This is a genomic window from Saccharothrix mutabilis subsp. mutabilis, from assembly GCF_039521145.1.
In the GTDB taxonomy this organism is placed as follows: Bacteria; Actinomycetota; Actinomycetes; order Mycobacteriales; family Pseudonocardiaceae; genus Actinosynnema; species Actinosynnema mutabilis.
On the sequence record NZ_BAAABU010000004.1, the window covers coordinates 180,418 to 205,853 of the forward strand.

At 73.0% G+C, this 25,436-nt stretch carries 21 protein-coding genes; 11 read left to right on the top strand and 10 right to left on the bottom strand.

Translation table 11 applies throughout. The features are described 5' to 3' along the window. Positions 1-48 precede the first annotated feature (48 nt). Positions 49-303, top strand: a complete 255-nt coding sequence (locus tag ABD126_RS11835) for a helix-turn-helix domain-containing protein (RefSeq protein WP_343933811.1) — start codon at positions 49-51, stop codon at positions 301-303. On the opposite strand, the gene ABD126_RS11840 is transcribed toward ABD126_RS11835, so the two are convergent. Continuing rightward, complete coding sequence (locus ABD126_RS11840) at positions 277-1,575, bottom strand: MFS transporter (protein WP_343933812.1); 1,299 nt, start codon at positions 1,573-1,575, stop codon at positions 277-279. The genes ABD126_RS11835 and ABD126_RS11840 overlap by 27 nt on opposite strands. 259 nt (positions 1,576-1,834) lie before the next feature. Between ABD126_RS11840 and ABD126_RS11845 the strand changes: the two genes are divergently transcribed. Then, positions 1,835-2,434, top strand: coding sequence for a YqgE/AlgH family protein (locus tag ABD126_RS11845; protein WP_343933813.1), 600 nt, complete (start codon positions 1,835-1,837; stop codon positions 2,432-2,434). Positions 2,435-2,466: 32 nt separating this feature from the next. Here ABD126_RS11845 and ABD126_RS11850 read toward each other — a convergent pair whose 3' ends face one another. Continuing rightward, positions 2,467-2,865 carry an SdpI family protein gene (locus ABD126_RS11850; protein WP_343933814.1) on the bottom strand — a complete coding sequence of 133 codons (399 nt, stop codon included), beginning with the start codon at positions 2,863-2,865 and terminating at the stop codon, positions 2,467-2,469. A gap of 344 nt (positions 2,866-3,209) precedes the next feature. Here ABD126_RS11850 and leuS point away from each other — a divergent pair, with 344 nt between their 5' ends. After that, positions 3,210-5,990: a leucine--tRNA ligase gene (gene leuS, locus ABD126_RS11855; protein WP_343933815.1), complete on the top strand. Its 2,781-nt coding sequence runs from the start codon at positions 3,210-3,212 to the stop codon at positions 5,988-5,990. A 51-nt stretch (positions 5,991-6,041) separates the two neighbouring features. Here the strand turns inward: leuS and ABD126_RS11860 are convergent, their stop codons facing one another. Continuing rightward, positions 6,042-6,779, bottom strand: coding sequence for a TetR/AcrR family transcriptional regulator (locus tag ABD126_RS11860; protein WP_343933816.1), 738 nt, complete (start codon positions 6,777-6,779; stop codon positions 6,042-6,044). A 125-nt stretch (positions 6,780-6,904) separates the two neighbouring features. Between ABD126_RS11860 and ABD126_RS11865 the strand changes: the two genes are divergently transcribed. Further along, on the top strand, positions 6,905-9,010 hold the full coding sequence (locus ABD126_RS11865) for an MMPL family transporter (RefSeq protein WP_343933817.1): 2,106 nt from the start codon (positions 6,905-6,907) through the stop codon (positions 9,008-9,010). Here ABD126_RS11865 and ABD126_RS11870 read toward each other — a convergent pair. Both ABD126_RS11870 and ABD126_RS11875 read right to left on the bottom strand, forming a co-directional pair. Further along, positions 9,007-10,029, bottom strand: a complete 1,023-nt coding sequence (locus ABD126_RS11870) for an outer membrane protein assembly factor BamB family protein (RefSeq protein WP_343933818.1) — start codon at positions 10,027-10,029, stop codon at positions 9,007-9,009. The two genes, ABD126_RS11865 and ABD126_RS11870, sit on opposite strands and share 4 nt — an antisense overlap. A gap of 264 nt (positions 10,030-10,293) precedes the next feature. After that, positions 10,294-12,300 carry a DUF2339 domain-containing protein gene (locus ABD126_RS11875; RefSeq protein ID WP_343933819.1) on the bottom strand — a complete coding sequence of 669 codons (2,007 nt, stop codon included), beginning with the start codon at positions 12,298-12,300 and terminating at the stop codon, positions 10,294-10,296. Positions 12,301-12,465: 165 nt separating this feature from the next. Between ABD126_RS11875 and ABD126_RS11880 the strand changes: the two genes are divergently transcribed. From ABD126_RS11880 to ptsP, 7 genes are all read left to right on the top strand, one after another. Beyond that, a complete protein-coding gene (locus tag ABD126_RS11880) occupies positions 12,466-13,449 on the top strand; it encodes a LacI family DNA-binding transcriptional regulator (RefSeq protein ID WP_343933820.1) in 984 nt (327 codons plus the stop codon). Next, positions 13,439-14,875, top strand: coding sequence for a sugar ABC transporter ATP-binding protein (locus ABD126_RS11885; RefSeq protein ID WP_343933821.1), 1,437 nt, complete (start codon positions 13,439-13,441; stop codon positions 14,873-14,875). The genes ABD126_RS11880 and ABD126_RS11885 overlap by 11 nt, the downstream gene beginning before the upstream one ends. Next, positions 14,872-15,822 (top strand): ABC transporter permease, encoded by a 951-nt coding sequence (locus tag ABD126_RS11890; RefSeq protein WP_343933822.1) that lies wholly within the window; start codon positions 14,872-14,874, stop codon positions 15,820-15,822. Before ABD126_RS11885 ends, ABD126_RS11890 begins: the two co-directional genes overlap by 4 nt. 14 nt (positions 15,823-15,836) lie before the next feature. Next, positions 15,837-16,757, top strand: a complete 921-nt coding sequence (locus ABD126_RS11895; RefSeq protein WP_343933823.1) for a substrate-binding domain-containing protein — start codon at positions 15,837-15,839, stop codon at positions 16,755-16,757. Between the two features lie 8 nt (positions 16,758-16,765). Continuing rightward, positions 16,766-17,623, top strand: coding sequence for a ribokinase (locus ABD126_RS11900; protein ID WP_343933824.1), 858 nt, complete (start codon positions 16,766-16,768; stop codon positions 17,621-17,623). Continuing rightward, the gene (gene rbsD / locus ABD126_RS11905; protein WP_343933825.1) at positions 17,620-18,009 is read left to right on the top strand and encodes a D-ribose pyranase; all 390 of its coding nucleotides are present in this window, start codon (positions 17,620-17,622) and stop codon (positions 18,007-18,009) included. Before ABD126_RS11900 ends, rbsD begins: the two co-directional genes overlap by 4 nt. A 599-nt stretch (positions 18,010-18,608) precedes the next feature. Further along, positions 18,609-20,240, top strand: a complete 1,632-nt coding sequence (gene ptsP / locus ABD126_RS11910; protein WP_343933826.1) for a phosphoenolpyruvate--protein phosphotransferase — start codon at positions 18,609-18,611, stop codon at positions 20,238-20,240. 10 nt (positions 20,241-20,250) lie between these two features. Here the strand turns inward: ptsP and ABD126_RS11915 are convergent, their stop codons facing one another. The 5 genes from ABD126_RS11915 to ABD126_RS11935 all read right to left on the bottom strand — a co-directional run bounded on the left by ABD126_RS11915 (position 20,251) and on the right by ABD126_RS11935 (position 25,429). Continuing rightward, positions 20,251-21,108: a LysR family transcriptional regulator gene (locus ABD126_RS11915; protein WP_343933827.1), complete on the bottom strand. Its 858-nt coding sequence runs from the start codon at positions 21,106-21,108 to the stop codon at positions 20,251-20,253. Next, positions 21,105-21,641, bottom strand: a complete 537-nt coding sequence (locus tag ABD126_RS11920) for a hypothetical protein (protein WP_343933828.1) — start codon at positions 21,639-21,641, stop codon at positions 21,105-21,107. The genes ABD126_RS11915 and ABD126_RS11920 overlap by 4 nt, the downstream gene beginning before the upstream one ends. A gap of 69 nt (positions 21,642-21,710) precedes the next feature. Then, complete coding sequence (locus tag ABD126_RS11925) at positions 21,711-22,901, bottom strand: glycine C-acetyltransferase (protein ID WP_343933829.1); 1,191 nt, start codon at positions 22,899-22,901, stop codon at positions 21,711-21,713. Beyond that, entirely contained in the window at positions 22,901-23,935 is a 1,035-nt protein-coding gene (gene tdh / locus ABD126_RS11930) for an L-threonine 3-dehydrogenase (RefSeq protein ID WP_343933830.1), read from the bottom strand. The genes ABD126_RS11925 and tdh overlap by 1 nt, the downstream gene beginning before the upstream one ends. A 36-nt stretch (positions 23,936-23,971) precedes the next feature. After that, on the bottom strand, positions 23,972-25,429 hold the full coding sequence (locus ABD126_RS11935; RefSeq protein ID WP_343933831.1) for an SDR family oxidoreductase: 1,458 nt from the start codon (positions 25,427-25,429) through the stop codon (positions 23,972-23,974). Between the last annotated feature and the right edge of the window lie 7 nt (positions 25,430-25,436).

Consider the following 25,436-nt stretch of genomic DNA (forward strand, 5'->3'; position numbering starts at 1 on the left):
CGGGGGTAGACGCACATTTGGGGGTGGTGTCGCATGAACGCTTGGGGGTTGTCCACAGAGGGGGGCACTCGGGCGGACGGGCTGGCCGTGCTGACCGATCACCAGCGGGCCGTGCTGAGGTGCTTGGCCAGGGGGTTGGCCGATCACGAGATCGCACGCGTCCTCGCGGTCACGCAGCGCCAGGTCGGTGTGGTCGTCGGTGAGATCCTGCGGGCGCTGGACCTGCGGGACCGCATGGCGGCCGTGGTGTACGCGCACGAGATCGGGATGATCCGGCTACCCGTGCCGTACGCGCCGGTTTAGCGCCAGGAAACCGGCGATGCCGAGCAGGTAGGCGACGGTCGCCGCGACGACCAGGCCGGGCGACCGGCCGTCCAGTGGCACGACCGCCGCGGCGACCGCCACCGCCGCCACCTGCGTGGCGTTGAACAGCGTGTCGTAGAGCGCGAACACCCGGCCGCGCACCTCGTCGCCGATGTCGTGCTGCACGGCCGCGTCCACGCACAGCTTGACCGCCTGACCCGCGAAGGTGAGCAGGAACGACGCGAACAGCGTGGTCGGCAGCGTCATGGGCAGGCCGAGGCCGAGCTGGGTCGCGGCGGCCAGGCCCAGCGCGCCGCACACGGTGCCGCGGCGGCCGAGCACGTCCACGACCCGGTCGGTGACCAGGCCCGCGACCAGGATGCCCGCGCCGCCGAACACCGCGACCTCGCCCAGCCCCGCGAGGCCCGCCCGGAACGGGCCGGAGTCGGTGAACGAGTTGCGCATCAGCAGCAGCGTGATCAGCAGCGACATGCCGAACGCGGCCCGGTGGGCGAGCAGCGCCAGCAGGGCGGCGGACACGCTGGGCGTGTGCCACGCGGCCCGGCCGCCGTCGGCCAGGCCCCGGGCGACGGCGGTCACCGTGCGGGACGGCTCGTCCACCTCGTCCGGGCCCAGGACGCCGCGCGCGAACCGGGACGCCAGGAACGCCGCGGCCACCGAGCCGATGACGGCGAACGTCGTGGTCCACGCCGAACCGCCGTCCCCCGAGCCCAGCACCTGCCGCAGCCCGACCGCGCAGCCCGCGCCGAGCACGGCGGTCAGGGCGCCGAGGGTGGTGACGAACGCGTTCGCCTCGACCAGGTGGTCGTCGTCCACGACGTGCGGCAGCGACGCGGACAGGCCCGAGCCGACGAACCGGCTCACGCCGGTGACGAACAGGGCGGACGCGTAGAGCGGGACGCCGTCCAGGCCCAGGCCCACGGCGGCGGCCGTGAGCAGGATGAACGCGCCCCTGGTGAGGTTGGCCACGACCAGGACGCGGCGGCGGTCCCACCGGTCGAGCAGCGCGCCCGCGAACGGGCCGACCACGGAGTACGGGAGCAGCAGGACCGCGAACCCGGCGGCGACGGCGAGCGGGTCGGCGTGCCGTTCGGGGTTGAACAGCACCGCGCCCGCGAGACCGGCCTGGAACAGGCCGTCGCCCCACTGGGCCGCGAGCCGGGAGGCCAGCAGCCTGCGGAAGTCCGCCAGGGCGAGGAGCTTGCGGATCCCGAGGTGGTGCTTTGCCGTGGTCGTCCCGGCAGTGGTCACGTCACGAGCCTATGCCCTGCGGTCGGCCGCTCGGGTGAACGGGAGGGGGAATCAGGGGGCGGGTGCCAAGAAGGCCGGACCCGTGGTGGGTCCGGCCTCCCTGGCGCCAGGTGCCCGGTCGCCTCTCGGCGGATTGCGCTTCGCGGCTCCAGCCGTGCGGTATTCCGCGAAGGCGGTTTGTGTTGGGCCCGGGGGACTCGATGGCACCTGACGGTCACTGCAACGAACACGGTAACGCGGATGTTCCGCGACGGGTGTGATGTGCGCCGTCTGGGATCATGGGCTGGTGCGCCCTGATGCCGAAGTCGAACCGGGTTCCCTGCTGGTCGCGGCGCCGAGCCTGACCGACTCGAACTTCCGCCGCACGGTGGTCTACGTCATCGACCACCGCGGGGAGGGCACGCTGGGCGTGGTGCTGAACCGGCCGAGCGAGGTGGCGGTGCACGACGTCCTGCCCGCGTGGGGGCCGCACGTGTCCCGGCCGCAGGCGGTCTACATCGGCGGTCCGGTGGAGCAGAAGACGGCCCTGTGCCTGGCCGCGCTGCGGGCCGGCGAGGACCACAGTTCGCTCGAAGGTGTGGTCGGCGTGCACGGACCGGTGGCGTTGATCGACCTGGACTCGGACCCCGACGCGCTGGTCCCGAAGGTGCGCGGCCTGCGCGTGTTCGCCGGGTACGCGGGGTGGGGCGAGGACCAGCTGGCGGGCGAGATCGACCGCGGCGACTGGATCGTGGTGCCGGGCCTGCCCGACGACGTCCTGACCCCGCCGAACACCGACCTGTGGGGCCGCGTCCTGCGCCGCCAGGGCATGCCGACCGCCCTGCTGGCCACGTTCCCCATGGACGTCCGCCGCAACTGACTTGGGCGTCCGGGCCGTGAACTCCGGTGGGGTCAGGCGCGCTGGAGCACGCCGCACGCCCCGGCGCACGCGCACCCGCCGCAGCCGGCCGGTTCGGGCGCGGGCATCGCCTCGGCGGCCCGGTGCGCCACGACCCCGCCCGCGGCGGCGATGACCAGCGAGCCCACCAGGCCCACCAGGCCGACGACCAGCGCGGTCCCCGGGTTGAGCAGCACCGCCACCGCCGTGAGCAGGGCGACCGCGCCCGCCACCGCGGTGGGCACGGCGGCCACCCGGTTGGCCATCGCGAACGTCTCGTCGTCGCGGAGGGTGGCCGCGGTCCGGACGCCGAAGAAGCGGTTGCGGCGCAGGAGGCCGCGCAGACCCAGCACGCCGGTCGTCCCGAACGCCACGCCGACCAAGCCCAGCACCACGAGCAGCACGATGTTCACGCGTTCGAGGGTAGGCGCGTCCTTCGATCAAGGTCGAACCAGGTCCTCCGATCGCCCGCCGGCGGACCCGTCCGGCTTCCGCCGCCCGTGAACGACGACGCCGCCCGGGGAACGGTGAACGCACGGTGGTCCCCTGGTCAGCGACGACGACTCCGCCCCGAGGGGTTCACCCGGTTCATCCTGCTTGCGGTCCGCTGATACCGTGGACACATGAGCACGGCCCGCCTGCTCCTTATCTAGCCGCGCGGACCCGCACGAAAGGGTCGGCGCGGCAACCCCTCATGCCCATCAGGGCTGGGGGGTTTCGTCATGTCAGGGGCCGGCAACCGGAAGGGACTACCCAGATGAGCACCGACGCGGCGGCTGAGACGCCCGCCCACCGCTACACCGCCGCACTGGCGGCGGAGATCGAGCAGCGGTGGCAGCGCGAGTGGGAGGAGCGCGGCACGTTCCACGCGCCCAACCCGGTCGGCCCGCTCAAGGGTGACGTGCCCGCGGACAAGCTGTTCGTGCAGGACATGTTCCCGTACCCGTCCGGCGCCGGGCTGCACGTCGGCCACCCGCTGGGGTTCATCGGCACCGACGTGTTCGCGCGCTACCACCGGATGACCGGCCGCAACGTGCTGCACACGATGGGCTTCGACGCGTTCGGCCTGCCCGCCGAGCAGTACGCCGTGCAGACCGGCCAGCACCCGCGCAAGACCACCGAGGACAACATCCAGACCTACCTGCGCCAGATCCGCCGGGTGGGCCTGGGCCACGACGAGCGCCGCCGCATCTCCACGATCGACCCGGCGTACTACAAGTGGACCCAGTGGATCTTCCTGCAGATCTTCAACTCCTGGTACGACGACAAGGCGCGCAAGGCGCGGCCGATCGCCGAGCTGGAGGCCGAGTTCGCGCAGGGCAAGCGGGCCACCCCGGACGGCCGCGGCTGGTGCGAGCTGACCCGCGCCGAGCAGCAGAAGGTGCTGGGCGGCTACCGCCTGGCCTACCTGTCCGAGGCGCCGGTCAACTGGTGCCCCGGCCTGGGCACCGTGCTGGCCAACGAGGAGGTCACCGCCGACGGCCGCAGCGAGCGCGGCAACTTCCCGGTGTTCCGCCGGTCGCTGCGCCAGTGGATGATGCGGATCACCGCCTACTCCGACCGCCTGATCGACGACCTGGACCGGCTGGACTGGCCGGAGAAGGTCAAGTCGATGCAGCGCAACTGGATCGGCCGCTCGCACGGCGCCCGCGTGAAGTTCGCCTGCGGCGACACCGACATCGAGGTCTTCACCACCCGCCCGGACACGCTGTTCGGCGCGACCTACATGGTGTTGGCGCCGGAGCACCCGCTGGTGGACGTCATCGCGACGCCCGACCACGTCGAGGCGATCGAGGCCTACCGGCGCGAGGTGGCGCGCAAGTCCGAACTGGACCGCCAGGAGAACAAGGAGAAGACCGGCGTCTTCACCGGGGCGCACGCCGTGAACCCGGTGAACGGCGCGGAGATCCCGGTCTACATCGCCGACTACGTGCTGATGGGCTACGGCACCGGCGCGATCATGGCGGTGCCCGGCCAGGACCAGCGCGACTGGGACTTCGCCAAGGCGTTCGACCTGCCGATCATCCGGACCGTGCAGCCGCCCGCCGACTTCGACGGCGAGGCGTTCACCGGCGCGGGCCCCGCGATCAACTCCGGTTTCCTGGACGGCCTGGACGTCGCCGAGGCCAAGAAGACGATCATCGCCTGGCTGGAGGAGCAGGGCCGCGGTGAGGGCACCGTGCAGTACAAGCTGCGCGACTGGCTGTTCTCCCGCCAGCGGTACTGGGGCGAGCCGTTCCCGATCGTCTACGACGAGGACGGCGTGCCGGTCGCGGTGCCGGAGTCGATGCTGCCGATCGAGCTGCCCGACGTGGACGACTACTCGCCGCGGACGTTCGACCCGGACGACGCGAACTCCGAGCCGTCGCCGCCGCTGTCGCGCGCGGAGGACTGGGTCGAGGTCGAGCTGGACCTGGGCGACGGGCGCAAGAAGTACCGGCGCGAGACCAACACCATGCCGAACTGGGCCGGTTCCTGCTGGTACCAGCTGCGCTACGTGGACCCGACCGAGGACAGCCGGTTCGTCAACGCCGAGAACGAGCGCTACTGGCTGGGCCCGCGCACGCAGGACCACGGCGCGAACGACCCGGGCGGCGTGGACCTGTACATCGGCGGTGTCGAGCACGCGGTGCTGCACCTGCTGTACGCGCGGTTCTGGCAGAAGGTGCTGTTCGACCTGGGCCACGTGTCCGGCGACGAGCCGTACCGGCGGCTGTTCAACCAGGGCTACATCGAGGCGTACGCCTACACCGACGCGCGGGGCGTGTACGTGCCCGCCGAGCAGGTGGAGGAGCGCGACGGCAAGTACTTCTTCGAGGGCGAAGAGGTCAAGCGCGAGTACGGCAAGATGGGCAAGAGCCTGAGGAACGTCGTCACGCCGGACGACATGTGCGACCGGTACGGCGCGGACACGTTCCGCCTGTACGAGATGTCGATGGGCCCGATGGACGTGTCCCGGCCGTGGGCGACCAAGGACGTCGTCGGCGCGCAACGGTTCCTGCAGCGCCTGTGGCGCAACCTGGTCGACGAGGAGACCGGCGCCCTGCGGGTCACCGACGAGGAGCCGACCGAGGAAGCGCTGCGGCTGCTGCACAAGACGGTCGCCGGCGTGCGCGAGGACTACGCGAACCTGCGCTACAACACGGCGGGCGCGAAGCTGATCGAGCTGAACAACCACATCACCAAGCACCACCCGGGCGGCGCGCCCCGCGCCATCGCCGAACCGCTGGTGCTGCTGCTGGCCCCGCTGTGCCCGCACGTGGCGGAGGAGCTGTGGGAGCGGCTGGGCCACGGCGAGTCGCTGGCGCACGGGCCGTTCCCGGTGGCCGACGAGAAGTACCTGGTCGAGGACACGGTCGAGTACCCGATCCAGGTCAACGGCAAGGTGAAGGCCCGCGTGGTCGTGCCCGCGTCGGCCGGTCAGGACGAGGTCAGGGCCGCCGCCCTGGCCGACCCGAAGGTGGCCGAGCTGGTCGGCGGCGGCGAACCCCGCAAGGTGATCGTCGTGCCAGGCCGCCTGGTCAACGTGGTGCTGTAGCGACGACGGGCCGCCCTCCGGCGCGGAGGGCGGCCCGTCGCGCGTCCCGGGTCAGTCCGTGAAGCCCATCTCGGCCAGGATCTGGGCCAGCATCGAGTCGAACATCGGTTCCGGGTTGCCGATGGCGAACGGGAACCGGCCGAAGACCTCCAGGGCCACGTGCCCGTAGAGGCGGACCCACGACTGCGTGATGTGGTAGACCGCGCTCAGCGGCAGCACCTCCGGGTCCACCGGTTCGCCCTGGGCGGCGACGGTGTCGAGCAGGACTGCCCGGAACGACTCCAGGTCGGCGTGCAGGCTCTCCGGCACGTCGGTGTGCGGCGGTGTCGGGGCCGGGTGGCTCGCGATGAGCCGGCCCGCCACCTGCAGGAAGATCCGCCCGAACTGGTCGCCCACCTGGGCGCGCTGGTCCGGGCGGCAGATGCCGAGGGTGTCCTCGGTGCTCGCGAACACCAGCGCGAACTCCTGCGGGTGGGCCAGCGCCCAGCGCCGGAAGCCGTGGCACACGGCGTAGACCTGCGCGGTGATGTCGTCGGCCGGGATGACCGCCAGGTCGGTGTCCAGTTCGACCGCGAGGTCGGTGCAGATGTCGTCGACGAGCCGGCGGAGCAGGTCTTCGCGGGAGTCGTAGTACCGGTACAGGGCGGGTGCGGTGATGCCCAATTCCCGGGCGATGGCACGAAGGGTGACAGCATCACGACCATGCGACACCAACAGGGCACGTGCTTGCCTTCGAATGTCGCGCTCCGTCTCGGCTCGGAGCCGTTCGCGGCGCGTGGCCTCGGTCATATGTCACCCCATCGGGTTGTAAACGGTGTTCACCGGGCGTACGGTCGGGCGGGGATCTCAGTGAACGGTGTTTACGAAGTTCACGCCATTCACGCCACCGTAACGCATCAGCCTGGGAGGACGCTTTGTTCGCGAAGTGGGGATCGCTGGCGTACCGCCGCCGATGGGTGGTGCTCATCGCGACGGTGGTGCTGGCCGTCGCGGGCGGCGTGTGGGGCCTGGGGGTGTTCGACAAGCTGAGCCAGGGCGGTTACGACGCCCCGGACAGCGAGTCCGCCCGCGCCAACAAGGTCGCCGAGCAGGCGTTCGGCCGCACCGGCGGTGACGTCGTCGTCGTGTACGACACGGTGGACCCGGCGCAGTTGCGGAAGATCGACGCCCAGCTGTCCGGCCTGCCCTCCGACGCCGTCCTGACCGTGCAGGACCCGTACCCGTCCCCCGAGGCGGGCAAGTCGCTGGTGGCGATCACGCTGCGCGGCAGCGACTCCAACACGCACGTCAAGCAGTACGAGCAGATCAAGGACCAGTTGCACGTCGACGGGATCAGCGAGGTCGTGGGCGGGTTCATCCCGACCCAGAAGGCCATCAACGACATGTCGTCGTCGGACCTGGCCACCGCCGAGGCCGTGTCGCTGCCGATCGTGCTGCTCCTGCTCATCGTCATCTTCGGCGGCCTGGTCGCGGCGTCCCTGCCGGTGCTGGTCGGCGGTCTGGCGATCATGGGGTCGCTGGGCGTGCTGCACGCGATCTCGCTGGGCGCGGAGGTCAACTCGTTCGCGGTCAACGTCGCGAGCCTGCTCGGCCTGGGCATGGCGATCGACTACGGCCTGTTCATCGTCGGCCGGTTCCGCGAGGAGATGGCCGCCGGCCGCACGCCCGAGCAGGCGGTGAAGCGGACCGTGATGTCCGCCGGCCGCACGGTCGTGTTCTCGGCGACGCTGCTGGTCATCGCGCTGTCCGGGCTGCTGCTGTTCCCGCACGGCTTCCTCAAGTCGCTCAGCTACGGCGGCATGTCCGCGGTCGCGATCGCGATGGTCGTGTCGCTGACCCTGCTGCCCGCGCTGCTGGGCGTCCTCGGCCACCGCGTGGACAAGCTGGCCATGCCGTGGCGCAAGAAGGGCGAGCCGTCCGAGCGCGGCTGGCGCAAGCTCGCCGGCGTGGTCATGAAGCGGCCCGTGCTGTTCGCGCTGCCGATCATCGCGGTGCTCGTCGCGCTGGGCGCGCCGTTCCTCGGCGTGAAGTTCGGCCAGGTCACCGAGAAGGTCCTGCCCGAGGGCAACGCCGTGCGCGTCGCGGCCGAGTCGATCAACAACGACTTCCCCGGCCTGGCGTCGGGCAGCATCAAGATCGTGATCACCGGCGACCCGGCGCCGGCGGACGTGCAGGCGTTCGCGGCGCGGGTCGGCGCGGTGCCCGGGGTCGGTGAGGCCGTCCTCGCCGCCGAGCCGAAGAACGGCGTGTGGCTGGTCAACGCCGGTCTCGACGTGGACCAGCTGTCCGACGAGGCCAAGCAGGCGATGAAGGACGTCCGGGCGCTGGACGGGCCGGGCGACGAGGTGCTCGTCGGCGGCAACACGGCCGTGGTGTCGGACAGCCTCGACGCCGTGCGCGCCGAGCTGCCGTGGATGGTGCTGATGCTGGTCGGCGCCACGTTCCTGCTGATGTTCCTGGCGTTCGGTTCGATCCTGCTGCCGATCAAGGCGGTCGTGGTCAGCGCGCTGTCGCTGTCGGCGACGTTCGGCGTGCTGGTGTTGGTCTTCCAGGAGGGCTACGGCGCCGACCTGCTGGGTGTGACGCCGGGTCCGCTGGAGTCGGGCATCGTCGTGCTGATGGCGGCCATGGTGTTCGGGTTGTCCACGGACTACGAGGTGTTCCTGATGTCCCGCATGGTCGAGGCGCGCGGACGCGGCGCGTCGACCGAGGAAGCGGTGGCCACCGGCCTGGCCAAGACCGGGCGGGTGATCACGGCGGCGGCGTTGCTGCTGATCGTGGTGACCGGCGCGTTCGCGTTCTCGCAGATCGCGATGATGCGGTTCGTCGGCGTCGGCATGATCCTCGCGCTGGCGCTCGACGCGACCGTGGTGCGGATGATCCTCGTGCCGGCCGTGCTCAAGCTGCTGGGCAACGCGGCCTGGTGGGCGCCCGGCCCGTTGAAGCGGATCCAGGAGCGCATGGCCATCCACGAGGAGGCCCCGCCGGTGGAGGACGAACGGGTGCCCGCGCGCGTCTAGCGGTTCCCGGCGAAGAGCACGGCCACCGCGTCGAAGCCGCGCCCGTTGTCGTGCAGCGGGGTGCTGTCCAGGGCGCTGTGGTGGAACGTGGTCAGGACCGCGTTGTCGGTGCCGTCCAGGACCGTCGTCGTCTTCCCGCAGGCCAGGAAGACGCGGCGGTCGCCGGGCGGGATGGCCAGGCTCCGGGCGTCCCGCTGGACGTGGGTGACCTCGTAGGTCGTGGTGTCCAGGACGGCGATCTCGCCGTCCAGGGCCACGTACACGCGCTCGCCGTCGGGTGTGACGGCGACGCTGCCCGCGCCGCGGCCGACCTTCTGGCTCCAGCGGACGCGGTTGGTCTGGGGGTCGATCAGCGTCACGGTGCCGCTGCGGTCGGAGACCTCCAGCGTGCTGACGTAGACCGCGCTGCCGTCCGGGCTGATCGCGACGTTCTGCGGGAGCCCGCCGACGGGGATCGTGGCGACCGGCGACGACGACTTCGTGTCCACCACGGTGACCGTGCCGTCCTGGGAGTTGGCCACGAACACCAGGTCGCCGTCGGGCGCGACCGCGATCCCCTGCGGCTGCCGGCCGACGCGGACGGCGGCGACCAGGTTGAAGCCGCGGGTGTCCACCACGGCCACGACGCCGCTGCCGGTGACGTACAGGCGCTCGCCGTTGGGGTGCAGGGCCGCTCGGGCCAGTTGCGCGCCGGTGTGGATGCGGCCGACGACCTTGCCGACCAGCGGGTCCACGGCGGTGATCACGCCCGCGTAGCCGTTGACGACGTAGACGCGGGTGCCGTCCGGGGAGACCGCCGCGCCGGTGGCCCACGCGCCGGTGTCCACCTCGGCGCGGACCGTGCTGTCGGCCGGGTCGAGGACCTGGACCTGGCCGTGCCGCGAGAGGACGTACGCGAGCGGGGCGGGCGCGCCGGCGGCGGTGACCACGGCGGGCTGGGGGCGTTCACCGAACGCCGGGACCACCGCGGTGGCCACGAGCAGCCCCGCGCAGAGGAGGGCGGCTCGTCGTCGGACCATGCGCGAATGGGAGCACCTGCCGCCCCCGCCGTTCCACTCGACTCCTACCGACGAGTGATTTCTTCGCCGGTGCGAGTGAACTGCCGCCCGCGACGGCGGGGCGGGCGGCAGCACGCGGCGTTGGTGTGCCCGGCGCCGGTCGCTCGGGGGGCGAAACGACCGACGCCGGGCCCCTGCCGGTGCGCTGCACCGGTGGTCGTTCCCCGACGACGTAGAACTACACCAGGTTGACGCACCGCGCTCGGTTTTGGATCCCGACTGGACCTAATTAGCGGAAATTCGTCGCGTTGCCACCAGCTTGGCGTAGCGCGTGCCCGCCGTCAGGAGCACCAGCCCTGCGCCGATGAACGCAAGGACGCGGGCGATGCCGTCCAGCGCGGCCAGGTCGAACAGCAGCAGCTTGGCCACCGCCGAGCCGACCAGGACCAGCCCGGCGACCCGCAGCGACCGCACGTCGATGCCCCGCACCAGCAGCACCAGGGCGGCGACCGTCCACGAGACCGTGACGACGGAGTGGCCGAACAGGAACCCGGCTTCGTCCTGCGACACCAGCAGGGCGGAGCACAGCACCACCCCGGCCGTCGCGTACAGCACGACCAGGCCGACCGTGATCCACGGCAGCGGGTGCCGGCCCAGGACGCCCAGCCGCACCGCCGCCCACGGCAGCGCGATCGCGGTCAACGCCAGGACGAGCGCGGCGAGCAACCCGGTCACCAGGTCGCCGCGCGTGATCGGGTGCCACGGTTCGTCGAGCAGCCATTCCAGCGGGACCGCGTCGGCCACGGTCATGACCAGGCCGATGCCGGCGAAGGCGGTCGACCCGAGCAGCGACCCGCGCGACCGGAGCCGTTCGGCGAGCACGGCCAGCACCAGCGCCTCGCCGAGCACCACGCCGGCGCGGGCGCTGCCGTCCAGCGCGAGGGCGGTCGACACGAACAGCGCCAGCACCCCGACCGCGCCGACGCTGGCGGTGAACGCGGAGGGCAGGGCACGCCGGCCCACCACCCACAGCCCGAGCAGGACGACCGCGACGGCTCCCGCGAGCCCCGCGCCCCACGTCTTGTCCAGCACCACGGTCGTGAGCAGGGCGGGCAGCGGCGAGCCGACGGCGAGCCCCAGCGCGGCCACGTCGTCCGGCCGGACCCGGACGGTGACGACGGCGGCGGCCACGCCGACCAGCGCGGCGAGCAGGGCGAGTCCGGCGAGGGTGCGGGCGTCGCGGGTGTGGCCGATGACCAGGAGGGTGGCCAGCAGCGGCGGGACGCCCGCGGTGACGGCGAGCGACGGCCAGTCCTTGCGCAGGTGCACGGGACTGGCGGCGATCTTCAGGACCAGCAGGAACCCGACCAGCAACGGCGTGAACCCGTCGGTGAGGACCGGCGCGCACACCGCGCACGCGCCCACGACGCCGGACGCGAACAGGGCGGAGTTCCACCGCATCGCGAGCAGCAGGCCGGCGGCGGCGATCAGGAGCCCGGCGGCGAGGCCGGCGCCCTCGGGCAGGTAGCCGTAGATCGAGGTGGCGGCGACGACGTCCAGGTAGAGGACGGCGAACCCGGTGGCGGCGACGGCGAACGCGCCCGAGCGCGAGTGCTCGCTGCGGTGCATGCGCAGGGCGATGGCGACGAGCGCGGAGCCGAGCAGCGCGCCGCCGACCACGCGCGGGACGGGGCCGAGGTAGCCGCGCTGGACGGCGAGCACGAGGAGGAGGACGACCCCGAGGAGGGTGACCGCGCCGCCGACCCAGGCCAGCAGCTTGCTGCCCGCGCCGGGTTGGCTGAGCCGGTCGAACAGGGAGGGGCGGGGCGGCACGGGCGGCAGCGGGTGGCCACCCCACGGCGGAGGGGGTGGGGGCGCGGCCGGCAGCGGGAACCGCGGCACGGGCGGCGGCATCGGCGGCGCGACTGGGCCGGCCGGCGGCACCTGCGCGGCGGCCGAGGCGGCGACCTGCGGCGTGGCGGGCGGCATCGGCGGCGCGACTGGGCCGGCCGGCGGCGTCTGTGCGGCGGCCGGCGGCTGTTGTGGCGCGGCGGGCGGCGGTGGTGGCTCGGCTGCGGTGGTCGTCCCGGGAGCGGTGACTGGGAGGTCGGGCGCGCTCCAGCCCGGCCAGTGGGGCTGCGGCGGCGCGAACGCCTGCGCCGCGGGTGCGGCAGCCGCCTCGGTCGCCCGTGTCAGCGTGACGTTGCGGAGTTCCGCGCCCACGGCCTCCAGGCGTCGCCCGAGGTGGCCGAGTTCGTCCGCCAGCCGTATCAGGGGGTCCTGTCCAGTCATGTGACCAGGGTCGCGCCCCGCCCGCGTATCCGGATCCGTACCTCTACTCACTCCCGCGTACCGAACAGGTCACGCCGCTGAATCGTGAAACTTGACAGCGACCCCTGTGTAACCGATTAACTGCACCCCTGTAATCGATACCACGTGTTCGAGGGGGTGCGGAGCGTGACCACGATCAAGGACGTCGCGCAGCACGCCGGCGTCTCGACCGCGACCGTGTCCCGCGTCCTCAACGGCCACGCCGCCCCGACGCCCGAGACCCGCACCCGCGTCCTCGCCGCCGTCGAAGAACTCGGCTACCGCCCCAACGCGCTGGCCCGCTCCCTGCGCACCACCTCCACCAAGACCCTGGGCCTGGTGATCAGCGACCTGGTCAACCCGTTCTTCGCCGAGATCGCCCGCGCGGTCGAGGAGGAGGCGCGCGCCCACGGGTACTGCGTGATCGTCGCCAACGCCGACGAGTCCGCCGACCAGCTGCTCACCTACGTCCGCACGCTGCTCGACCGCCGCGTGGACGGCCTGCTGGTGTGCCCGGCGACCGACGACCCGTCCTGGCTGGCCGAGGTCGAGCAGCGCGGCGTCCCGCTGGTCCTGTTGGACCGCACGGTGCCGGACGCGACGTGCCCGGTGGTCCGCGCGGACGGCGCGCAAGCGCTTGCCGACCTCGCCGAAGCGCTGAGGGCCGCGGGTCACCAGCGGGTCGGCGTGATCGCGGGCCCGCCGGACACGAGCACCGGCCGGGAACGCCTGGAGCAGTTCGCGCGCGGCGGCCTGGACCTGCGGGTCGTGCACGGCGACTTCCGCCGGGACAGCGGCGCCCGCGCGGCGGCCGAACTGCTCGACGCGCCGGACCGCCCGACGGCCCTGGTCGCGATGGACAACCTGATGGGCCTGGGCGCGCTGGAGGAGCTGCGCCGCCGCGGCCTCACCGTCCCGGCCGACGTGGGCCTCGCCGTCTACGACGACCAACCGTGGTTCCCGCTGCTCGACCCGCCGATCACGGTCATCGCCCAGCCCACCGTCGAGATGGGCCACGCGGCGGCCCGCAGCCTGCTGGCGCTGGTCGCGGGCGAGCAGCCGGCCGACGTCCAGCTCACCGCGCGCCTGGTGGTGCGGGGTTCCTGCGGGGAGGCGACCGGTGCTGCTTGAGGCCCGGAACATCGGCAAGAGCTTCACCGGCGTGCGCGCGCTGGACGGCGTGGACTTCGACGTCCGCCCCGGCGAGGTGCACGTCCTGCTCGGCGAGAACGGCGCGGGCAAGTCCACGCTGGTGAAGGTGCTCGCCGGTGTCCACGCGCCGGACCAGGGCACCGTCGAGCGGCACGGCAGCCTGGCCGTGATCCACCAGGAACTCACCCTGGTCCCCCAGCTCTCGGTCGCCGAGAACCTGTTCCTCGGCCGCCCGCCCCGGCGGTTCGGAATTGTCGACAAAGCGCGAATGCGACAGGACGCTGGAGCGCTCCTGGACCGCGTCGGCTTGGCCGTAGACCCGACCACACCGGTCGCAGACCTCGGCATCGCTCAGCAGCAGATGGTCGAGATCGCCCGAGCGCTGAGCCTGAACGCCCAGCTCCTGGTCCTGGACGAGCCGACCGCCGTGCTCACCGACACCGAGACCGACCGCCTGCTCGGCATCATGTCCGAGCTGCGCGCGCAGGGCGTCGGCCTGGTGTTCATCACCCACCACCTGGACGAGATCCGCCGCGTCGCCGACCGCATCACCGTCCTGCGCGACGGCCGCAGCGTCGGCACCCTGCCCGGCACGGCCACCGTCGAGCACATGATCGAGCTGATGGTCGGCCGCACCATCGACGAGCAGTACCCCCGCCGCCGCACCGAACCGGGCGAAGTGCTGTTCAAGGTCGAGGGCCTGACCCGGCGCGGCGCGTTCCGGGACGTGTCCTTCCACGTCCGCGCGGGGGAGGTCGTGGGGGTCGCGGGCCTGGTCGGCGCGGGCCGGACCGAGGTGGTGCGCGCGGCGTTCGGCGTGGACCCCTACGACTCCGGAACCGTCGAGGTCGCCGGGCGGAAGGTGCCCGCGCACGACGTGCGGGCGGCGGTGCGCGCCGGCCTCGGGCTGGTCCCGGAGGACCGCAAGGGCCAGGGCCTGGTGCTGACCTCGACCGTCGCCGACAACCTCGGCCTGGTCACCCTGAAGGCGAGCACCCGGGCGGGCCTGGTGGACCGGCGCGGCCAGCGCGAACGGGCCGCCGAGATGGCGAAGTCGCTGCGGGTCAAGGCGTCCGGGCTCGGGCAGCCGGTGCGCGAGCTGTCCGGCGGCAACCAGCAGAAGGTCGTCATCGGCAAGTGGCTGCTCGCCGACCCGCGCGTGCTGGTGCTCGACGAGCCGACCCGCGGCGTGGACGTGGGCGCGAAGGTCGAGATCTACGAGCTGGTCAACCGGATGACGGCGGCCGGGCGCGCGGTCGTGCTCGTGTCCTCCGACCTGCCCGAGGTGATCGGGATGAGCGACCGGGTCGTCGTGATGGCGCACGGCCGCGTCGCGGGCGAGCTGCCCGGCGGCACGACCCAGGACAAGGTGATGGCGTTGGCGGTTCAGGAGTTCCCGGCATGACAACGGTGGCCAGTCGCAAGAACCTCAGGGTGCTGTCCGACAACGGCGCGCTCGCGGGCCTGCTGGTGCTGGTGGTGGCGCTGTCGCTGCTCGCGCCGTCGTTCCTGAGCACCCAGAACCTGCTCAACGTGGGCGTGCAGGCGGCCGTGGTCGCGGTGCTCGCGTTCGGCTCGACGTTCGTCATCGTGTCCGGCGGCATCGACCTGTCCGTGGGCAGCGTCGCGGCGCTGTCGGCGATGGTCGGCGCGTGGTCGTCGGCCGAGGCGGGCCTGCCCGGACCGGTGGCGCTCCTGCTCGGCCTGGCCACCGGCGTGGTCGCGGGCCTGGTCAACGGCGCGCTGGTGTCCTACGGGAAGCTGCCCGCGTTCATCGCGACCCTGGCCATGCTCAGCGTCGCCCGCGGCCTCACCCTGGTGGTGTCGCAGGGCAGCCCGACCACCACGCCCGACGTCGTGAGCTTCCTCGGGTCCAACCTGACCCCGTTCCTGCCGGTGCCGTTGCTGGTGATGCTGGTGTTCTTCGGCGTCACCGGGTTCGTGCTGTCCCGCACGTACTCCGGCCGCGCGATGTACGCGATCGGCGGCAACGAGGAGGCCGCGCGCCTGTCCGGCATCGACGTGCGCCGCCAGAAGCTCGTGATCTACGCGCTGTCCGGCCTGTTCGCGGCCGTCGCGGGCATGTTGCTGGCCGGCCGGCTGTCCTCCGCGGGCCCGCAGGCGGCCGTGGGCTACGAGCTGGACGCGATCGCGGCCGTGGTGATCGGCGGCGCGTCGCTGTCCGGCGGCGTCGGCCGCGCCACCGGCACGCTGGTCGGCGCGCTCGTGCTGGCCGTGCTGCGCAACGGCCTCAACCAGTTGCAGGTGTCCCCGTTCTGGCAGCAGGTCGTGATCGGCGCGGTCATCGCGCTGGCCGTCCTGCTCGACACGCTTCGCCGCCGTACCCGATGAAAGGAATGACGAAGATGAAGTTCCGCGGTGTCGCCGCGCTGTCAGCCGTCGCCCTGGCGGCGCTGACCGCGTGCGGTTCGGGGGCGTCGGCAGGTGGCGGTGGCGACATCACCGTCGGCCTGGCGATCTCCACCCTGGACAACCCCTACTTCGTGGCCCTGAAGGGAGGCGCCGAGAAGGCCGCCGCCGAACTGGGCGTGAAGCTGACCGTCGTGGACGCCCAGAACGACGCCACCAACCAGGTCAACCAGGTGCAGACGCTCACCACCCAGGGCGTCAAGGCGATCATCATCAACCCGGTCGACTCCAAGCAGGCCGCGCCCGCCGCGAAGGCCGCGGAGAACGCGAACATCCCGCTGGTCGCGGTGGACCGGTCGGTGGACGAGGGCAAGGTCGTCTCCGAGGTCGCGTCGGACAACGTCCAGGGCGGCACCCTCGCGGCGATCGAGCTGGGCCGCGCGGTCAGCGGCGACGTCGTGCACCTGCAGGGCATCCCCGGCGCGTCGGCCGCCCGCGACCGCGGCCAGGGCTTCGAGCAGGGCCTGAACTCCGGCGGCATCAAGGTCGTGGCGAGCCAGCCCGCGGACTTCAACCGCGCCAAGGGCCTGGACGTGATGACGAACCTGTTGCAGGCCAACCCGGCCATCAAGGGCGTGTTCGCGGACAACGACGAGATGGCGCTGGGCGCCATCAAGGCGCTGGGCGACCGGGCGGGCAAGGACGTCGCCGTGGTCGGGTTCGACGGCACGCCGGACGGCCTGAAGGCGGTCGAGGACGGCACAATGGCCGCGACCATCGCGCAGCAGCCCGAGGTGCTCGGGCGCAAGGCCGTCGAGCAGGCGGTGAAGGCGGCGCGCGGCGAGGCGGTCCAGGAGGTCGTCGACGTGGAGGTCAAGGTCGTGACGAAGAAGAACGTCGCCGAGTTCAAGAAGTGAGTCGAGCGGTGGGCGTACTGGTGCTGGGCTCGGCCAACGCGGACCTCGTCGTGGCGGTGGAGCGCCGTCCGGCGGGCGGCGAGACGGTCCTGGGCGGTGACACGGTGGTGATGCCGGGCGGCAAGGGCGCCAACACGGCCGTCGCCGCCGGTCGGCTCGGGTGCGACGTCGCGCTGGTGGGCGCGGTGGGCGCGGACCAGTACGGCTCGCTGCTGCGGGAGTCCCTGGTGTCGGCCGGGGTGCGCGTCGAGTCGGTGCGCACCTCGGACCGGCCGACCGGGATCGCGTACATCACCGTGACGCCGGACGGGGAGAACTCCATCGTCGTGGCCCCGGGGGCGAACTCGGACGTGTCGGCGTCCGATGTGGACGCGCTGTCGTGGGACGGCGTCTCGGTGCTGGTGTGCTCGCTTGAGGTACCGCTGTCCACTGTGGAGCACGCTGTCGCCGTGGCCGCCGGGCACGGGGTGCGGTGCGTGCTCAACCTGTCGCCGGTGACGGCTGTGTCGCCGGAGGCGTTGGCGCTGCTCGACCCGTTGATCGTGAACGAGCACGAGGCGCTCGCGTTGGCGGACTCCTTCGAGGGGTTGCTGGCGCTGGGGCCGCGGTCGGCGGTCGTGACGCTGGGTGGGCGGGGTGCCGCCGTCGTGACGCCGGAGGGGGTCGTCGAGGTCCCCGCGCCCGCGGTGGACGTGGTCGACACGACCGGCGCCGGGGACGCGTTCGCCGGCGCCCTCGCGTTCGGGCTGTCCCGCGGCGACTCGCTCGTCCAGGCCGCCCGCTTCGCCACCCGGGTGGCGGCGACGTCGGTGACCAGGGCGGGCGCGCAGCCGTCGTACCCGCGGGCGGACGAGGTGCTCGCGTGAAGCGGTCGGGCATCCTGCACGCGACGCTGAACGCGGAACTGGCCCGGCTCGGTCACACGGACGAGGTGGTCGTGGCGGACTGCGGCCTGCCGATCCCGCCGGGGCCCGCGGTGGTGGACCTGGCGTTCACGTTCGGCGTGCCGGGCTTCCTGCAGGTGGTCGACGGGTTGCTGGCCGAGCTGGTGGTCGAGCGCGCGGTGGTGGCGACCGAGCTGGACGACCGCAACCCGGCGTGCGCGCGGGCCCTGGCGGACCGCCTGCCGCTGATCGACCGGATCAGCCACGAGGACCTGAAGGCGAGAACGGCCGGCGCGCGGTTGGTGGTGCGGACCGGCGAGGCGACCCCGTACGCGAACGTGCTGCTGCGCTGCGGCGTGCCGTTCTGAGCAGCCCCCGACTTCAATCCTGCCACAGGGGTACGACACCCGGCCCCGAACGCCCCCTGGGGCCAATCCTCCCACGCGGGCACGACAAAACCCGCGCCCAGCCGTCCGCCCCACCTCCCGCGGCGGACCGATCGGCGCACCCCACGACCCCACGGCGCTGCCCCGCCGTGGGGTCGTCCGCCACCCGGCCCCCGACTGCCGCCGCTGGCCCCGACCGCCGCTGCCCCCCCGGCCGCCGCCGCCCGTGCCCGCCGCCGCCCGTGCCCGCCGCCCGTGCCCGCCGCCGCCCGTGCCCGCCGCCCGTGCCCGCCGCCGCCCGTGCCCGCCGCCCGTGCCCGCCGCCGCCCGTGCCCGCCGGCCGCCCCAGCCGCCCCAGCCGCCACCCCGCCGCCCTGCCCCAGCGCGCCGCCGCCCTGCCCGAGCACCCCGCCGCACCGCCCGAGCGCGCCGCCGCACCCCCACGGCGGCGTTCGGCCGGCCCGGAGACGTGCTGCGATCGATCGCCGCCGGTCAAGTCCTGGTTTCCTGCGGTAGCGGACTCGCGGGTAGTGGCGTTGGCTGGTTCACGTCCCTGCTACCCGAAGGGTATGGTCTAGACCATGTCGAGCGCGCGGCTGAGCGGTGTCGGTGTCAGTTCCGGGCGGGCTTCCGGGCCTGTGGTGCGGGTGGCCGAGCCGTTGGGGGAGCCACCGGCCGAGCCCGTGCCCTCCGATCTCGCCGCCGAGGCCGCGCGCATCCGGCCCGCGGCGGACGTCGTCGCCGAACGGCTCTTCGCCCGCGCCGCCCAGGCGACCGGGGACGCGAAGTCCGTGCTGGAGACCACCGCCGCGATGGCCGCCGACCCCGCCCTCCTCGGTCAGGCCGAAAAACTCGTCGCCGAACGCCGGCTCCCCGCCGCGCGCGCCGTCCACCAGGCCGCCGCCGGGTTCATCACCGCTTTGGAAGCCGCCGGCGGGTACATGGCCGAACGTGCCCGCGACGTGCAGGACGTCCGCGACCGCCTGGTCGCCGAACTGCTCGGCGTCGCCCCGCCCGGGGTCCCCGAACTGACCTCGCCCAGCGTCCTGGTCGCCCGCGACCTCGCCCCCGCCGACACCGCCGGCCTCGACCCCGCCAAGGTCCTCGCCCTGGTCACCGAGGAGGGCGGGCCCACCTCGCACACCGCGATCCTCGCGCGCTCGCTGGGCATCCCGGCCGTCGTCGCGTGCCGCGGCGTCCTCGCCTCCTCCGCCGCCGCCCTGCTCGTGGACGGCGACACCGGCGTCGTGCAGCCCTCCGACGGCACGGTCCGCGCCGCGCACGTCGCCGGCAAGGTCGAGTGGAACGGTGTGGGCGTCCTGCGCGACGGGCACCGGGTGAAGGTGCTGGGCAACGTCGGCTCCCCCGCCGACGCGGTCGCCGCCGCAGCCGCCGGCGCGGAGGGCGTGGGCCTGTTCCGCACCGAGTTCTGCTTCCTGTCCTCGACGCAGGAGCCGACCGTCGAGGACCAGCGCGCGGCCTACGCCGCCGTGCTCGCGCCGTTCGCCGGCAAGCCGGTCGTCGTCCGCACGCTGGACGCCGGCGCGGACAAGCCGCTCGCGTTCCTCGAACCCGACCCGGAGCCCAACCCGGCGCTGGGCGTGCGCGGTCTGCGCGTGGCGTTCGACCGGCCCGAGGTGCTGGACCGGCAGCTGGAGGCCATCGCGCTGGCCGCCAAGGACAGCGGCGCGGACGTGTCCGTGATGGCCCCGATGGTCGCGACCGCCGCCGAGGCCGCGTGGTTCGTCGACCGCGCCCGCAAGGCCGGCATCGAGCGGGTCGGCGTGATGATCGAGATCCCGGCCGCCGCGCTGACCGCCCGCGAGATCCTGGCCGTGGTCGACTTCGTGTCCCTGGGCACCAACGACCTCGCCCAGTACACCTTCGCCGCCGACCGCCAGGTGGGCGCGGTCGCCACGTTGAACGACCCGTGGCAGCCCGGCCTGTTGCGCCTGGTCAAGCTGGTCGGCGACGCCGGCACCGAGCTGGGCAAGCCGGTCGGCGTGTGCGGTGAGGCCGCCGCCGACCCGCTGCTGGCGTGCGTGCTCACCGGGCTGGGCGTGACGAGCCTGTCGATGAACCACACGGCGCTGGCCGGCGTCGGCGCGAAACTGGCCTCCACCAGCTTCGACCTGTGCCAACTGGCGGCGCGCGGCGCGCTGGGCGCCCACGACCCGGCCTCCGCCAAGCTCGCCGCCCGCGCGCCGCACTAGCGGGACGCGACTAGCGGGCCGCGTCGAGGACCGCCCGGATCAGCGGGTGGTCCTCACTGCCCTTGCGCACCGCGGCGAACACCCGGCGCAGCGGCGCGGTGCCGCGGACCGGGACGCCGCGCAGCGCGTGCCGCGGCACCAGGGCCACCCCGGCGCCGGCGCGGACCAGCGCCCCGACCGCGCTGAAGTCGTCGGACGTGTGCACGATCCGGGGCGCGAACCCCGCGTCCCCGCACGCCAGCTCCACCACGTCCCGCACCGGGTTGCCGGGCAGCGTCGCCACCCAGTCGTCCTCGGCCAGCTCCCGCAGGTCCACCTCCGGCCGCGCGGCCAGCCGGTGGTCGGGCGGCAGCACCACGTCGAACGGCTCGGTGTAGAGCGGGAACCGGGTGAGCCGGCCGTCGTCGCGGCGCGGCCGGTACTCCTCGGTGATCGCCAGGTCGATCTCGCCGTCGAGCAGCAGCGGCACGCTCGCGTGCCCCTCCACGTCCCGCACCCGCACCACCACGCCGGGCGCGGACACCCGCAGCCGGGCCAGCGCCGGCGCCACGACCTGCGTGATCGCCGACGCGAAGCTGCCCACCTCGACCCGCCCGGCGGCGCCGGACGACAACCCGGCCAGGGTCGCCTGGGCGCGCTCCAGCTCGGCGGCGACGGCGTTCGCGTGCCCCACCAGCAACTCGCCCGCGGACGTCAGCGACACCCGCCGCCCGCGCCGGCGCAGCAACTCCTGCCCGACCTCGGACTCCAAGGCGGCCAGTTGCTGCGAGACGGCGGACGGCGTCAGGTGCAACGCCTGCGCCGCCGCGGTCACCGTGCCGTGGTCGGCGAGCGCCCGCAGCACGCGCAGCCGTCGGGGATCGATCACCCGGTCATTGTCTTCACCAGGGTCATCGTCTGCTTGCCCTGGTCGGAGGAGACGTCGAGGGTCAGCCGGTCGGCCTTCACCCGCGCCGGCATCTCCCCGCACGGCCCGGACGTCGTGGTGAACAGCAACTGCTCGCCGTTCGCCTCGACCACCCCCGAGCAGTTGACCTCCACCTCGGGCAGGACCTGGTCACCGGCCTGCCCGAGGTTGAACACGACCTTCATCCGCAGGTCGAACGCGCCGTCCGGGCCGACGGTGAGCGTCGACGGCAGGTCCGCCGCACTGCCCGACGGGGCCGAACTCCACGTCCCCACGGCGTCGGACGGGTTCGCGCCCGCCCCCTGGACGATCTTGTACGCGCCGAACCCGCCGCCCGCCACCAAGGCGACCACGAGCACGGGCATCCCCAGCCCCCTGAAGCTGAACTTGTTCGTCCGGTCGCCGATGTGCCGGACGCGCACGTCCTTCCCGGCCTGGAAGACGTTGTTCCCCTCGCCCTCGACCCGCGAGGACTGCCGCCAACCGTTGGTCATGCCCACCTCCCCTGTCACAGAGGAGGTAGGCGCGACCGCGGTCCGCGTTACGCGATTCGCTCCAACGGGTTACGCCGACTGCCGCATGACCTCGCGCGCGGCGATGAAGGCGTCCACCGCCCGGTTCACGTCGTCGGTCGAGTGCGCGGCCGACATCTGGGTGCGGATGCGGGCCTTGCCGTGCGGCACCACCGGGTAGGAGAAGCCGATCACGTAGATGCCCTGTTCCAGCAGCAGGTCGGCCATCCGGGACGCCTCCGCCGCGTCGCCGATCATCACCGGGATGATCGGGTGCTCGCCGGGCAGCAGGTCGAAGCCCGCCTCGGTCATCCGCGACCGGAACAGCGCGGTGTTCGCGCGCAGCCGCTCCAGCAGCTCGCCGGACGAGCTGAGCAGGTCCAGCGCGGCGATCGCGGCGGCGGTGATCGACGGGGCCAGCGAGTTGGAGAACAGGTACGGCCGGGAGCGCTGCCGCAGCATCTCCACGATCTCCGCGCGCCCGGACGTGTAGCCGCCGCTCGCGCCGCCCAGCGCCTTGCCGAGCGTGCCGGTGACGATGTCCACCCGGTCCCGCACGCCGAACAGCTCCGGCGTGCCGCGCCCGGTCGGGCCGGTGAAGCCGACGGCGTGCGAGTCGTCCACCATGACCAGCGCGTCGTACCGGTCGGCCAGGTCGCAGATCTCGTCCAGCGGCGCGAGGTAGCCGTCCATCGAGAACACGCCGTCGGTGGCGATCAGCCGGTAGCGCGCGTCGGCGGAGTCCTTGAGCTGCCGCTCCAGGTCGTCCATGTCGCGGTTCTTGTAGCGGTACCGGCGCGCCTTGGACAGGCGGACGCCGTCGATGATCGACGCGTGGTTCAGCTCGTCGGAGATGATCGCGTCGTCCGCGCCGAGCAGCGTTTCGAACAGGCCGCCGTTGGCGTCGAAGCACGAGCTGTAGAGGATGGTGTCCTCGGTGCCGAGGAACTCCGACAGCCGCTTCTCCAGCTCCTTGTGCGGTTCCTGGGTGCCGCAGATGAACCGGACGGACGCCATGCCGAAGCCCCACCGGTCCAGGGCGTCCTTGGCCGCCGCGATCAGCTTGGGGTGGTCGGCGAGGCCCAGGTAGTTGTTGGCGCAGAAGTTCAGCACCTCGTCGCCCGCGCCCACCCGGACGGCGGCGTTCTGCGGTGTGCCGATCACCCGTTCCGCCTTGTAGAGGCCCGCCGCGCGGATCTCGTCGAGGCCGGAACGCAGGTCGTCGCGCATCGCGCCGTACATCAGTGGGCTCCCGTCCAGTCGAGGATGACCTTGCCGCACTTGCCCTGGCGGGCGGTGGCGAAGGCCTCGGCGTGCTCGGTGTAGTCGAACCGGTGCGTGATCACCGGGGTGAGGTCGAGGCCGCGCTGGAGCAGCACGGACATCGAGTACCAGGTCTCGAACATCTCGCGGCCGTAGATGCCCTTGATGTGCAGCATCTTGAGCACGACGCTGCTCCAGTCCACGGCGAACTCCTCGGCGGGCAGGCCCAGGATGGCGATCCGGCCGCCGTGCGCCATGTTGCCGATCATGTCCTGGAGGGCGACCGGCTTGCCGGACATCTCCATGCCGACGTCGAAGCCCTCGGTCATGCCCAGTTCGGCCTGCGCGTCGGCGATGGACTGCTTGGTCACGTCCAGCGCGAGGTCGACGCCCACCTTGCGGGCGATGTCCAACCGGTGCTCGCTGACGTCGGTGATCACGACGTTGCGCGCGCCCGCGTGCTTGGCGACGGCCGCCGCCATGATGCCGATCGGGCCCGCGCCGGTGATCAGCACGTCCTCGCCGATCACCGGGAAGGACAGCGCGGTGTGCACGGCGTTGCCGAACGGGTCGAAGATCGCCGCCACGTCCAGGTCCACGGGGGCGCGGTGCACCCACGCGTTCTGCTCGGGCAGCACCACGTACTGGGCGAACGCGCCGTCGCTGTGCACGCCGAGGCCGCGCGTGTTGGCGCACAGGTGCCGGCGGCCCGCCTTGCAGTTGCGGCACGTCCCGCACACCAGGTGGCCCTCGCCGCTGACCAGGTCGCCGACCTGCACCCCGGTCACCGCGGACCCCGTCTCGACGACCTCGCCGACGAACTCGTGGCCGAGCACGAGGGGCGCGTTGATGTTGTGGGCGGCCCACTCGTCCCAGGAGTCGATGTGCAGGTCGGTGCCGCAGATGCCGGTGCGCAGCACCCGGACGACCACGTCGGTGGAGCCGGGGGTCGGGTCGGGGACGTCGGTCAGCGACAGTCCCGGCCCGGCGGTCGCCTTGACCAGAGCCTTCATGCCGGCAGTGTGCTCCCGTCCTGCTTGTGCAGTCCATCAGGACTTTCTGAACTCGCTTGTAAGCTCCGCTTCACTGGCGATGTTGCGCGCCATGCCCGCGAACACCACCCCGTGGAACGGCCACACCAGCCACCAGTAGACGTGCCCGGCGAGGCCGCGCGGCACGAACACCGCGCGCTGCCGGTAAATGGACCCGCCGTCGTCGGCCTCCGCCACCCGGAGCTCCAGCCACGCGCGACCCGGCACCCGCATCTCCGCGCGCAGCCGCAGCAGCCGGCCCCGCTCGACCTCCTCGACCCGCCACCAGTCCAGCGCCTCGCCGACGTGCAGCCGCTTCGGGTCCCGCCGCCCGCGCCGCAGCCCGACCCCGCCGACCAGCCGGTCCAGCCACCCCCGCACCGCCCAGGCCAGCGGGAACGAGTACCAGCCGTGCTCGCCGCCGATGCCCTCCACCACCGCCCACAGGCGCTCCGGGGAGGCGTGCGTCCGGCGTTCGCGCACGTCGACGTAGGACGAGCCGCCCGACCAGTCCGGGTCGCTGGGCAGCGGGTCGGAGGGCGCGCCCGGTGTCGACGCGCCCGACCAGCGGGTCTCCACCGCGCCGTCCCGGACGCGGGTGAGCGCGAGCCGCACGGCCTGGTCGTACCCGGTGGTCGGGCCGGGGACCAGCGCCTCGATGTCGTGCTCCCGGCACACCACCTCGTGCACCAGCGACTCGATCAGCGGCGCGGCGATCGAGCGGGGCACGGGCGTCACCAGGTTCACCCAGTGGGCGGACAGCTTCGGCGTCAGCACCGGCACCGGCAGCACCCGGCGCGGGCGCAGCCCGGCGACCCGCGCGTAGCGCAGCATCATGTCCAGGTAGGTCAGGACCTCCGGGCCGCCGATGTCGAACGTCCGGTTGATCCCGTCCGGCAGGTCCACGCACGCGACCAGGTAGCGCAGCACGTCCCGCACGGCGATCGGCTGGACCCGGTTGTGCACCCACCGGGGCGTCACCATCACCGGCAGCCGCTCGGTCAGGTAGCGCAGCATCTCGAAGCTGGCCGACCCGGACCCGATCACCACCGCGGCCTGGAGCACCACGGCGGGCACGCGCGAGCGCAGGAAGACGTCCCCGACCTCCTTTCGCGAGGCGAGGTGCGGCGAGAGGTCGGCGTCCGGCGGGTGCAGGCCGCCCAGGTAGACGATCCGGCGCACCCCGGCGGCCTCGGCGGCGCGCGCGGTGTTCTCGGCGGCCTTCCGGTCCGCGTCGGCGAAGTCCTGGTGGTGCAGCGAGTGGACCAGGTAGTAGAGGACGTCCACCCCGTCGACCGCGGCCCCGAGGTCCCGGAGGACGTCCCCGCGCACCACCTCGACCCGGTCGGCCCAGGGCACGTCCCGCAGCTTCCCCGGGTCGCGCACCAGGCACCGGACCTCGTGCCCCTCGTCGAGCAGCCGCGGCACGAGCCGCCCACCGAGGTACCCGGTCGCACCGGTCACGAGACAGCGCATGCCCCGA